Here is a 12,059-nt window from a genome sequence, read left to right as displayed (position 1 = left end):
GCCCGGCCAACCACCGGCGGCGGCAGCCGGGGGAGCGCGTCCCCCGGCTGCCGCCCCGGATCACGGCAGGTGCAGGTGCTGGCCGGCGAAGATCCGGTTCGGGTTGCCCAGCACGTCGCGGTTGGCGGCGTACAGGGCCCGCCAGCCGCCGTCCACGCCCTGCGACCGGGCGATCTTGCGGAGCGTGTCGCCCCGCTCGACGGTGTAGCTGCCGCCGTCGGCCTCGGCGGAGGCCGGCGCCGCCGCCGGGGCGGCGGCGGGAGCGGCGGCCGGGGCGGGAGCGGCGGCCGGGGCGGGAGCCGGGGCCGGGGCGGGAGCCGCGCCGGCCTCGGGAGCGCTCGGGTCGAGGCTCTTGCCGCAGGTCGGCCAGGCGCCGGGGCCCTGGGCGTCGAGCGTGCGCTCGGCGACGGCGATCTGCTGGGCCTTGGTGGCCAGGTCGGCGCGCTGCGCGTACTCCAGGCCGCCGAACGCCGACCAGGTGCTGGCGCTGAACTGCAGGCCGCCGTAGTAGCCGTTGCCGGTGTTGATCGACCAGTTGCCGCTGGACTCGCACTGGGCGACGGCGTCCCAGTCGTTGGGCGCGGCGGCCGAGGCGGGGCCGGCGGCCACACCGAGGGCGACGGCGGTCACGCCGGTCGTGAGGAGGGCACGGCGAAGCAGGGACGAGGACATGGCTGTACTCCGATCCGCCGCCGGCGAGGTGAGCTGTCGGGTTCGGAGCGATCGGTGCCCCGGCCGCACGACGTGCGGCTTCACCCCGAGACGGTGCGGCTCGGCCCCCGTGACCACGGCCGCGCCCCGTCGAAGTGGTTCCCCCACCCCCGTCCTGGCTGTGCAGGAGGAACGGACACCGGCGGACGGGGTTGGGCGGACCGGCTCCGGCACCCCGCTCTCGGTCGGCCGGGTGCGGGGGCAAAGGTAACGGCCGGATCACGGCACGGCACGTCCCGCCCCACGGACCCCAGGCGTGTCGCGCCCCGTCCCCGGGTCGGCGCGGGACGTCCGCGCAGGTCACGTCCCCGTCGACGACGGGGACGTGACCTGCGTCGCACCCGGCCTCACCGGGCGGCGGCGAGGCCCGTCGTCAGTCGCGGACGAGCAGGGCCACCGGCAGTCGCGCGAGCAGCTCGCCGACCGGCGCGCCGCCGGCGTCGGAGACCACCCGCGTGCCGGTGAGCACGTCGCGCCAGGCGCCGGTCGGCAGCGCCAGCGCGGTGCCGCCCCAGCCGGTGCCGGACAGGCCGACCGGCAGCCGGGTCGCGACGGTGACCGCCCCGCCCCGGTGGAAGGCGACGAGGTGCCCGGCCGCCTCCCCGGTCACCTCGACCGGCGTGTAGCCGCTGAACAGGTCCGGCCGGTCGCGGCGCAGCCGCAGCACCCGCGACACGACCAGCAGCTTGGCCGCGCCGCCGTCGTCCACCTCCGGCACCTCGCCGCCGTCGAGCCGGGCCAGCAGCGCGCGGCGGGCGGCGTAGTCGACCGGCCGGCGGTTGTCCGGGTCGACGAGCGAGTGGTCCCACAGCTCGGTGCCCTGGTAGACGTCCGGGACCCCCGGCATCGTCAGCTGCAGCAGCTTCTGCGCCAGCCCGTTGGACCGCCCGGCCGGACCGATCCGCGCGACGAACGCCTCGATCTCGCGGTGCGTCGCCTCGTCGTCGTAGGCGGCGTCGACCATCGCGTGCAGCCGGGTCTCGAACGCCTCGTCGACGTCGGTCCACGTGGTGGAGGTCCCCGCCTCCCGGGCGGCCTTCTCGGCGTAGGCGTGCGCCCGCTCGCGCGACAGCGGCCAGGCGCCGACCAGGTTCTGCCACACCAGGTGCGCCAGCGGCCGGTCGGGCAGCGGGTGCCGCGACAGCCAGCCGCGGACCAGGTCGGCCCACTCGGTGGGCACCTCGGCGAGCACGGCCAGGCGGGCCCGGGTGTCCTCGCTGCGCTTGGTGTCGTGCGTGGTCAGCGTGGTCATCGACTCGGCCTTGCGCTCGAGCCGCCGGACCTGGGCCTCGTGGAACTCCGCCGCGGTGCTGCCGAACCGCGCCGGGTCCCCGCCCACCTCGTTGAGCACCGCGAAGCGCGCCCACCGGTAGTAGGCGCTGTCCTCGACGCCCTTGGCCATCACCGGGCCGCTGGTCTGCTCGAAGCGGGTGGCCGCCTCGGTGCCGGCCTGCGCCAGCACCGGGTGCAGCGCGTCGACCGCCGCGACCAGGTCGGGCCGGCGGTCGCGGACGGCGGCCACCGCGGCGTCGAGGTGCTCGCGGCCGTCGGGCAGGTAGGTGCGGTACACCGGGAAGCCCGCCAGCAGCTCGGCCAGCGCCTCGACCTGCTGCTCCCGGTCGATGCCGGGCAGCTCGCCCATCACCCGCACCAGCCGAGCGACCTCCGAGCCCAGGCTGCCGTCGGTCACCTCGCGCTTGCAGTCGTGCACCAGCTGCGCGTAGTCGACCTCGCGGCCCGACAGCTCGGTGTCCAGTGCGGTCAGCGCTGCCTCGCCGGCCGGGTCGACCAGCACGTCGTCGACCTCGGCGAGCGCGTCGTAGCCGGTGGTGCCCGCCGTCCGCCAGCTCCCGGGCAGGTCCTCGCCGGGCTCGAGGATCTTCTCGACGACCGTCCACCGCCCGCCGGAGGCCTCGGCCAGCCGGTCGAGGTAGCCCTTCGGGTCGGCGAGGCCGTCGGGGTGGTCGATGCGCAGCCCGTCGACCGCGCCGTCGGCCACCATGCGCAGCACCAGCTCGTGGGTCGCGTCGAAGACCGCCGGGTCCTCCACCCGCAGTCCCGCGAGGGTGTTGATGGCGAAGAAGCGGCGGTAGTTCAGGTCGGAGTCCGCGCGCCGCCAGTCGACCAGCTCGTAGTGCTGCCGGTCGTGCACCTCCTGCGGCGTCCCGTCCCCGGTGCCGGGGGCGAGCGGGAAGCGGTTGTCGTAGTACCGCAGCTCCCCGTCCACCACCTCGAGCTTCTCGACGTCGTCGGCCGAGCCCAGGACGGGGATGCGGATCCGACCGCTGCCTGCGTCCCAGTCGACGTCGAACGCCGGCGCGTGGGCGCTGTCGCGCCCGTGCTGCAGCACGTCCCACCACCAGGGCGCCTCGGCCGGGTCGGCCACGCCCATGTGGTTGGGCACCAGGTCGAGCACCAGGCTCAGGCCGTGCTCGTGGAGCGCGGCCACGAGCCGGTCGAAGCCCTCCTGCCCGCCGCGCGACTCGTCGACGTGCGCGTGGTCGACGGTGTCGTAGCCGTGCGTGCTGCCCGCCGCCGCCCGCAGGAGGGGGGAGGAGTACGCGTGGCTGACGCCCAGGTCGGCGAGGTAGCCGGCCACGGCCGCGGCGTCGTCGAGGGTGAAGTCGGCGGTGACCTGCAGCCGGTAGGTCCCGGTGGGGACGGCGCGGCGCCGCTCCTCGGTCAGCGGCTCGCTCACGTCGCCGCCTGCAGGACGACGGTGGCGCGGGCGGCCACGGTGACGACGTCGCCGGCCTTGACCTGCACCGGCTCCACGGCGCCGAACTCGGCGGTGTCGACGACGACGGTCCAGCCCTCGGCGTACTCCGCCGGCGGCACGGTGTAGTCGATCGGCTCGTGGTGGGCGTTGAAGGCGAGGTAGAAGCAGTCGTCGACGACGTCCTCGCCGCGCTCGTCGGTCTCCCGGATGCCGTGGCCGTTGAGGTACATGGCCAGCGACTTGGCGAAGCCGGCGTCCCAGTCCTCGTCGCTCATCAGCTCACCGGCGGGGGTGAACCAGGCGACGTCCTGCACCGGGTCGCCCTCCTCGCGGCGCACCGGCCGGCCGTGGAAGAACCGGCGACGGCGGAACGTCGGGTGTTCGGTGCGCAGCCGGGTGACCAGCTTGGTGAACTCCAGCAGCCCCTCGTCGACGTCCTCCCAGTCGATCCAGGTGAGCTCGGAGTCCTGGCAGTAGCCGTTGTTGTTCCCCCGCTGCGAGCGGCCCAGCTCGTCGCCGTGCAGCAGCATCGGCACGCCCTGGGACAGCATCAGCGTGGTGATGAAGTTGCGCCGCTGCCGCGCGCGCAGCGCCAGCACCTCGGCGTCGTCGGTCTCGCCCTCGACCCCGCAGTTCCAGCTGCGGTTGTGGCTCTCGCCGTCGTTGTTGCCCTCGCCGTTGGCCTCGTTGTGCTTCTCGTTGTAGGAGACCAGGTCGTTGAGGGTGAACCCGTCGTGCGCGGTGACGAAGTTGATGCTGGCCACCGGCCGGCGCCCGGAGTGCTTGTAGAGGTCGGCCGAGCCGGAGATCCGGCTGGCGAACTCGCCGGTGGTGGCGTCCTCGCCGCGCCAGAAGTCGCGGACGGTGTCGCGGTACTTGCCGTTCCACTCCGTCCACAGCGCCGGGAAGTTGCCCACCTGGTAGCCGCCGTCGCCGACGTCCCACGGCTCGGCGATGAGCTTGACCTGGCTGACGACCGGGTCCTGGTGCACCAGGTCGAAGAACGCCGAGAGCCGGTCCACCTCGTGGAACTGGCGGGCGAGGGTGGAGGCGAGGTCGAACCGGAACCCGTCGACGTGCATCTCGGTCACCCAGTAGCGCAGCGAGTCCATGATCAGCTGCAGGGCCTGCGGGGTGCGGACGTTGAGCGAGTTCCCCGTGCCGGTGGTGTCCATGTAGTACTGCTCGTCGCCCTCGACCAGCCGGTAGTACGTCCGGTTGTCGATGCCCTTGAACGACAGCGTCGGGCCCATGTGGTTGCCCTCGGCCGTGTGGTTGTAGACGACGTCGAGGATGACCTCGATGCCCGCCTCGTGCAGCGTCCGGACCATGCCCTTGAACTCCTGCACCTGCTGGCCGTCGGTCTGCTGCGCGTACTCGTCGTGCGGCGCGAAGAAGCCGATCGTGTTGTAGCCCCAGTAGTTGCGCAGGCCCTTCTGCAGCAGCGTGTCGTCCTGCACGAACTGGTGCACCGGCATGAGCTCGATCGCCGTGACGCCCAGCGACTGCAGGTGCTCGATCACCGCGGGGTGGGCGATGCCGGCGTAGGTACCGCGCAGCTCCTCGGGGATGCGCGGGTGGGTCATCGTCAGGCCCTTGACGTGGGCCTCGTAGATGACCGTCTTGTTGTACGGCGTCCGCGGCGGCCGGTCGACGCCCCAGTCGAAGTAGGGGTTGATGACGACCGACTTCGGCATGTGCGGCGCCGAGTCGTCGTCGTTGCGCTCCCCGCTGCCGAACCGGTAGCCGAAGCAGGCCTCGTCCCAGTCGATCGACCCGTCGATCGCCTTGGCGTAGGGGTCGAGCAGCAGCTTGTTGGGGTTGCAGCGGTGCCCGTTCTCCGGGTCGTAGGGGCCGTGCACGCGGTAGCCGTAGCGCTGCCCGGGCTGGATGCCGGGCAGGAAGGCGTGCCAGACGTAGCCGTCCATCTCGGGGAGCCGGATGCGCTCCTCGTTGCCCGCCTCGTCGAAGAGGCAGAGCTCCACCTTCTCCGCGACCTCGCTGAAGAGCGCGAAGTTGGTCCCGGTGCCGTCGTACGTGGCACCCAGTGGGTAGGCGGATCCGGGCCACACCTGGGTCATTCGAGTGTTTCCTCCTGCGCGGGCGTCCCACACCTCAACGGGACGCGACGGCCCCCCGACGCGGCCGTCGGCGGGGGGTCTGGGCGACTGGTGCCCGCCGGTCCCTGTGCCCGATCCGGGCGGGCCCACACGTGGCGCGGCGGAGATCACGCCCGGGCCCGGCCGGGGTCGGGAGACGACGACGCCCTCCGCGGCCGGGGCCGCGGAGGGCGTCGTGCGCAGGTCCGCTGCACCCCGGCGTCCGCCGGGGGGACCTGGTACCGAGCCGCGGGGCGCCGGGGTCCGACCTCGTCCGGGCATCCCGGGTGGCACTGGTCCCCGGCGCGGCACCGCGCCTGCGAGAGGGCACGCTAGCGCAGCACCGGACACGGCACGAGCACAGCGGGGCGCGGGCGCGCAACCGGTCGGGCCCACGCGCCCCTCCGGTGCGCTCCCGTCACACCCGCCGTTCTGTCACCGTCCGGTCGTACCGTCGTCCCGTGCGCGCGACCACCGACATCCGGCCCACCCAGGGGCGCTTCCGCGTCGTCAGCGAGTTCCAGCCCGCGGGCGACCAGCCGGCCGCCATCCGGGCACTGGCGGAGAAGGTGACCGCGGGGGAGCGGGACACCGTGCTGCTGGGCGCCACCGGCACCGGCAAGTCGGCCACCACCGCCTGGCTCATCGAGCAGGTGCAGCGACCGACGCTGGTCATGGCGCCGAACAAGACCCTGGCCGCGCAGCTGGCCAACGAGTTCCGCGAGCTGTTGCCCGACAACGCCGTCGAGTACTTCGTCTCGTACTACGACTACTACCAGCCCGAGGCCTACGTCCCGCAGACCGACACGTACATCGAGAAGGACAGCTCGGTCAACGACGAGGTCGAGCGGCTGCGGCACTCGGCCACCCAGGCGCTGCTCACCCGGCGCGACGTCGTCGTGGTCGCCACCGTCTCCTGCATCTACGGGCTGGGCACGCCGCAGGAGTACGTCGACCGGGCGCTGAAGATCTCGGTGGGGGAGGAGCGCGACCGCGACGAGCTGCTGCGCACGCTGGTCACCGAGCAGTACACCCGCAACGACCTGTCCTTCACCCGCGGCACGTTCCGCGTGCGCGGCGACACGATCGAGGTCTTCCCGGTCTACGAGGAGCTCGCCGTCCGGATCGAGATGTTCGGCGACGAGGTGGAGCGGCTCTACTACCTGCACCCGCTCACCGGCGAGGTCGTCCGCGAGGTGCAGGAGCTGTTCGTCTTCCCCGCGACGCACTACGTGGCCGGTCCCGAGCGGATGGAGCGGGCGATCGCCACCATCGAGGCCGAGCTGGAGGGGCGGCTGGCCGAGCTGGAGCGGCAGGGCAAGCTGCTGGAGGCCCAGCGGCTGCGCATGCGCACCACCTACGACATCGAGATGATGCGGCAGGTCGGCTTCTGCTCCGGCATCGAGAACTACTCGCGGCACATCGACGGCCGCGCGCCCGGCACCGCCGGCGCCTGCCTGCTCGACTACTTCCCCGAGGACTTCCTGCTCGTCATCGACGAGTCGCACGTGACCGTGCCGCAGATCGGCGGCATGTACGAGGGCGACATGAGCCGCAAGCGGACGCTGGTCGACCACGGCTTCCGGCTGCCCTCGGCGATGGACAACCGACCGCTGCGGTGGGAGGAGTTCACCGACCGGATCGGCCAGACCGTCTACCTGTCGGCCACCCCGGGCGACTACGAGCTCGGCCGCACCGCCGGCGAGGTGGTCGAGCAGGTCATCCGCCCGACCGGCCTGGTCGACCCGGAGGTCGTGGTCAAGCCGACCAAGGGCCAGATCGACGACCTGGTGCACGAGATCCGCCTCCGGGTGGAGAAGGACGAGCGGGTCCTGGTCACCACGCTGACCAAGAAGATGGCCGAGGACCTCACCGACTACCTGCTCGAGCTGGGCATCAAGGTGCGCTACCTGCACTCCGAGGTCGACACGCTGCGCCGGGTCGAGCTGCTGCGCGAGCTGCGGCAGGGCGAGTACGACGTGCTCGTCGGCATCAACCTGCTGCGCGAGGGCCTCGACCTGCCCGAGGTGTCGCTGGTGGCCATCCTCGACGCCGACAAGGAGGGCTTCCTCCGCTCGGGCAAGTCGCTGATCCAGACGATCGGCCGCGCCGCGCGCAACGTGTCGGGCCAGGTGCACATGTACGCCGACACGGTCACCCCGTCGATGGCCCAGGCGATCGACGAGACCAACCGGCGCCGCGAGAAGCAGATCGCCTACAACCGTGAGCGCGGCATCGACCCGCAGCCGCTGCGCAAGAAGATCGTCGACATCCTCGACGGCATCTACCGCGCGGCGGAGGACGCCGAGGGCGTCGAGCTGGTCGGCGGCTCGGGCCGGCAGCAGTCCCGCGGGAAGGCGCCGGTTCCGGGGCTGTCGTCCAAGGCCGGCAAGAAGGGCAAGGCCGGGGCGATCGACGTGCAGGGCCTGCCACGCGCCGAGCTGGCCGACCTCATCAGCCAGATGAACGACCAGATGCTGGCCGCGGCCCGCGAGCTGCAGTTCGAGGTGGCCGCCCGGCTGCGCGACGAGCTGACCGAGCTGAAGAAGGAGCTGCGCCAGCTCGACGCCGCGCACGCCTGAGACGGGTCCCGCCGGGCCCGACGGCGGACCGCGCCCGCCCGCGCCCCGCCGGCGGTGTGCGCCCGTGCCCCCTTCAGGCCCCGGGAACCGTGCTCGGCGCACACCGTCGGACCGGCCGGTCGGCCGCGGTCGGTGATGAGAGTTCTCTCATCGCCGGAACACCGCGCATCGCCAGGGCGTCTGTGGGGAAGGGAACCCCCCGACCGCGGCCCGTGAGGCAGGTCCGCCTCGGGGGGTCATCCGTGGAGGGGAGTATCCCCACGCGGCGGTGTCGTCAGCACGAGGTCCCCGAGGGCCTCCGGTACCGCCGGCCACCTCGACCGAGGCGGCGGGAGAGACCTCAGGCCCGACACGCGGCGCGGACGCGTCGCAGAGTCACCGGAGGTACCTGTCTTGGACGTCCCCTTCTGGGTCTGGGCGATCACGGTCGGCGCGATCATCGCCATGATCGTGTTCGACTTCGTCGGCCACGTGCGCACACCGCACGCCCCGTCGCTGCGCGAGGCAGCGACCTGGTCGGCGATCTACGTCGCCATCGCCATCGTGTTCGGCATCGGCGTGTGGGTCTTCGCCGGCGGCCAGTACGGCGGTGAGTACTTCGCCGGCTACATCACCGAGAAGAGCCTCTCGGTGGACAACCTGTTCGTCTTCGTCCTGATCATGGCCAGCTTCGCGGTGCCCCGGGAGCTGCAGCAGAAGGTGCTGCTGTTCGGCATCGCCTTCGCGCTGATCCTGCGGACGGTCTTCATCTTCCTCGGCGCCGCGGCGATCGAGAACTTCAGCTGGGTCTTCTACCTCTTCGGCGCGTTCCTCATCTACACCGCCGTGGCCCAGGCCCGGGCCAGTGGCGACGAGGACGAGGAGTTCAAGGAGAACGGCTTCCTCCGGCTCGTCCGCCGCGTCATCCCGACCACCGAGGAGTACCACTCCGACCGGATGACGACGAAGCTCGACGGCAAGCGGCACATCACCCCGCTGGCCATCGCGCTGGTCGCCATCGGCAGCGCCGACATCCTCTTCGCCGTCGACTCGATCCCGGCCATCTTCGGCCTGACCGAGGAGACCTTCCTGGTCTTCGCCGCCAACGCCTTCTCGCTGCTCGGCCTGCGCCAGCTGTTCTTCCTCATCGACGGCCTGCTCGACCGGCTGGTCTACCTGCACTACGGCCTGGCGGTCATCCTCGGCTTCATCGGCATCAAGCTGCTCATCCACGCCCTGCACGAGAACGAGCTGCCCTTCATCAACGGCGGCGAGCACGTGACGGCCATCCCCGAGGTGCCGACCTGGCTGTCGCTGGCGGTCATCGTGCTCACCCTGTTCGTGACCACCGTCGCGAGCCTCGCCCGCAGCCGCCGCGACGAGCGGGAGGCCGCGGCCCGCGCCGGCCGCACCGGCACCCCGACGGTGGGCACCACCGGCCCGGGCGTCGCGGGCGAGGTGCGCGCGGACGGCGTCCCGACCGACGGCACCGACCGCTCCGGGACCCCGGCACCGGCCGGGTCGAGGGACCCCGGGGACGGGCGCGGCACCGTCTGAGCACCGCCCGGCGACGACGCCGGGGAACCTGTTGCCGCCCGTGCTCGTCGGGCAGTATCCGAGACACGTCCGCTCCGCGGGGCGCCCGACCGGCGCCCCGCGGTGCGGTGCCGGGGGGCGAGCCCGGGCGCACGCGCCCGTGCCGTCGTCCGGCAGCGCCGGCCCGGCCGGCGCCCGGGCGGGGCGGCGACCGCCGACCCGCTTCCGCACGCGACATGGGAGTCCAAACAGATGGGTGTCAGCCTCTCCAAGGGCGGGAACGTCTCGCTGACCAAGGAGGCCCCGGGTCTGACCGCGGTGAACGTCGGCCTCGGCTGGGACGTCAACACGTTCTCCGGCGGTGACTTCGACCTCGACGCGTCGGCGATCATGATCGGCCCCGAGGGCAAGGTCACCCCGGACGACTCGGGCTTCGTCTTCTTCAACAACCTGCGCAGCCCCGACGGCTCGGTGGTGCACGTCGGTGACAACCTCACCGGCCAGGGCGAGGGCGACGACGAGGTCATCCAGGTGGACCTCGCCTCGGTCCCGCCGACCTGCCAGAAGATCGTCTTCCCGGTGTCCATCTACGACGCCGACAGCCGCAAGCAGAACTTCGGCGCCGTCCGCAACGCGTTCATCCGCGTGGTCAACCAGGCCAACGGCTCGGAGATCGCCCGCTACGACCTGACCGAGGACGCCTCGGTCGAGACCGCCATGGTCTTCGGCGAGCTCTACCGCAACGGCGCCGAGTGGAAGTTCCGCGCGGTGGGCCAGGGCTACGCCTCCGGCCTGCGCGGCATCGCCCAGGACTTCGGCGTCAACGTCGGCTGACCTCCGCCGGTCCCGGACCCCCGCGTCCGGGCCCGGCACCCCGGCCGGGCGGCGTCGCCGCCCGGCCGGGTCCGCCGCCCTGCGCCGCACCAGCCCCCGAGACCCGGAGGTCCCCATGGCCGAGCCCGCCCGCCCGTCCACCCCCCGCTCCCGCGGCTGAGCGGCCGCGGCGTGGTCCACGTCCTCACCCGGGGCGGCAACGTCGGCCTGGCGCAGGCCGGCCTGACCGGTCCCGTCGTCGTCACCCTCACCTGGACCCCGGCGCCCGGGGTCGACGCCGACCTGTCGGCGTTCCTCACCACCGGTGCCGGGAAGGTCCGCAGCGACGACGACTTCGTCTTCTACAACCAGCCCTCCGCGGCCGGCGGCGCGGTCCGCCACCTGGGCAGGTCCGCCCGCGGTGGCGCCACCGTTGACCAGGTGCGCATCGACCCCGCCGCGCTGCCGCCCGACGTCGAGAAGGTCGTCATCGGCGCCTCCCTCGACGGCGCGGGCACCTTCGGCGGGCTCTCCGGCCTGGCCGTCGAGGTGGGCCCCGAGGGCGGCCCGGCCGCCGTCCGCTGCGAGCTCGCCGCCGGCCCCGAGACCGCCCTGGTCTTCGCCGAGGTCTACCGCCGTGGGCCGGAGTGGAAGGTCCGCGCCGTCGGGCAGGGGTTCACGAACGGCCTGGCCGGCATGGCCACCGACGTCGGCGTCAGCGTCGACGACGAGCCGGCGCCCGCCGCGCCGCAGGCCGCCGCCCCGCCCCCGGCCGCGCCGCCGGTGAGCACACCGCCGGTCAGCACGGAGAAGCGCCGGCTGGTCGACCTCGAGAAGAAGCTCGCGACGACCGCGCCGCAGATGCTCAGCCTGGTGAAGACCGCCGGCGTCAGCCTGGAGAAGCGGGGCCTGGGCGAGCACACCGCGCGGGTCGCGCTGGTCCTCGACATCTCCGGCTCGATGGCCGCCCTCTACCGCGCCGGCGCGGTGCAGCGGCTCGCCGAGCGGGTGCTCGCGCTGGGGCTGCGCTTCGACGACGACGGTGTCGTCGACGTCTTCCTCTTCGGCAAGCACGTGCACCGGCCCGAGCCCGGGCTGCGCCTGGAGGGCCACCAGCAGTACATCGCCGACCTCACGCAGCAGTACCGGCTGGAGTACGACACCCGCTACGGCGCGGCGATGGCCGCCGTCCGCGCGGCCTACTTCGGCGACAGCCGGGAGCGCGTCGAGCCGCAGCCGGCGCAGGTGCCGGTCTACGTCATGTTCCTCACCGACGGCGCGCCCAGCGACAAGTCGGTGGCCACCCGGCAGATCCGGTCGGCGTCCTTCGAGCCGGTGTTCTGGCAGTTCATGGGCATCGGCCCGGAGCGGCAGTTCTCCTTCCTGCAGCGCCTCGACGACCTCGAGGGCCGCTACACCGACAACGCCGACTTCTTCGCCGTCGCCCAGGACGACCTCATGGGGCGCCGGCCGATCAGCGACGACGCGCTGTTCGACCGGCTGATGACCGAGTACCCCGACTGGCTGCGCCGGGCGCGCGACCGGGGACTGCTCCTCCGGTGAGCCGCCGGCTCGCCGGCACCGCAGGACCCACATCCAGCAGAGGGTGGAAGGGAACGA

The 12,059-nt window shown here is 72.9% G+C and carries 7 protein-coding genes and 1 riboswitch; of the genes, 4 read left to right on the top strand and 3 right to left on the bottom strand.

Annotated elements, in window-relative coordinates:
• Nucleotides 1-60 precede the first annotated feature (60 nt).
• From BMZ33_RS24485 to glgX, 3 genes are all read right to left on the bottom strand, one after another.
• Nucleotides 61-630 carry a LysM peptidoglycan-binding domain-containing protein gene (locus BMZ33_RS24485; protein WP_169064286.1) on the bottom strand — a complete coding sequence of 190 codons (570 nt, stop codon included), beginning with the start codon at nt 628-630 and terminating at the stop codon, nt 61-63.
• Nucleotides 631-696: 66 nt separating this feature from the next.
• Nucleotides 697-782, bottom strand: a riboswitch (cyclic di-AMP (ydaO/yuaA leader).
• A gap of 302 nt (nt 783-1,084) precedes the next feature.
• Entirely contained in the window at nt 1,085-3,409 is a 2,325-nt protein-coding gene (treY, locus tag BMZ33_RS13350; RefSeq protein WP_091111231.1) for a malto-oligosyltrehalose synthase, read from the bottom strand.
• A complete protein-coding gene (gene glgX, locus BMZ33_RS13345) occupies nt 3,406-5,511 on the bottom strand; it encodes a glycogen debranching protein GlgX (protein WP_091111228.1) in 2,106 nt (701 codons plus the stop codon). Before glgX ends, treY begins: the two co-directional genes overlap by 4 nt.
• A gap of 479 nt (nt 5,512-5,990) precedes the next feature.
• Here glgX and uvrB point away from each other — a divergent pair, with 479 nt between their 5' ends.
• The 4 genes from uvrB to BMZ33_RS13325 all read left to right on the top strand — a co-directional run bounded on the left by uvrB (nt 5,991) and on the right by BMZ33_RS13325 (nt 12,002).
• Nucleotides 5,991-8,111, top strand: a complete 2,121-nt coding sequence (gene uvrB, locus BMZ33_RS13340; RefSeq protein ID WP_091111225.1) for an excinuclease ABC subunit UvrB — start codon at nt 5,991-5,993, stop codon at nt 8,109-8,111.
• A 393-nt stretch (nt 8,112-8,504) separates the two neighbouring features.
• Nucleotides 8,505-9,647, top strand: a complete 1,143-nt coding sequence (locus tag BMZ33_RS13335; RefSeq protein ID WP_091111223.1) for a TerC family protein — start codon at nt 8,505-8,507, stop codon at nt 9,645-9,647.
• Nucleotides 9,648-9,878: 231 nt separating this feature from the next.
• Entirely contained in the window at nt 9,879-10,460 is a 582-nt protein-coding gene (locus BMZ33_RS13330; protein ID WP_091111220.1) for a TerD family protein, read from the top strand.
• 171 nt (nt 10,461-10,631) lie between these two features.
• Nucleotides 10,632-12,002, top strand: coding sequence for a VWA domain-containing protein (locus BMZ33_RS13325; RefSeq protein WP_091111218.1), 1,371 nt, complete (start codon nt 10,632-10,634; stop codon nt 12,000-12,002).
• The last annotated feature ends 57 nt before the right edge of the window (nt 12,003-12,059 follow it).

The organism is Geodermatophilus dictyosporus, assembly GCF_900115505.1.
In the GTDB taxonomy this organism is placed as follows: domain Bacteria; phylum Actinomycetota; class Actinomycetes; order Mycobacteriales; family Geodermatophilaceae; genus Geodermatophilus; species Geodermatophilus dictyosporus.
Note: the sequence above shows the minus strand (reverse complement) of the source record. Positions and strands in the feature narration are given on the sequence as shown.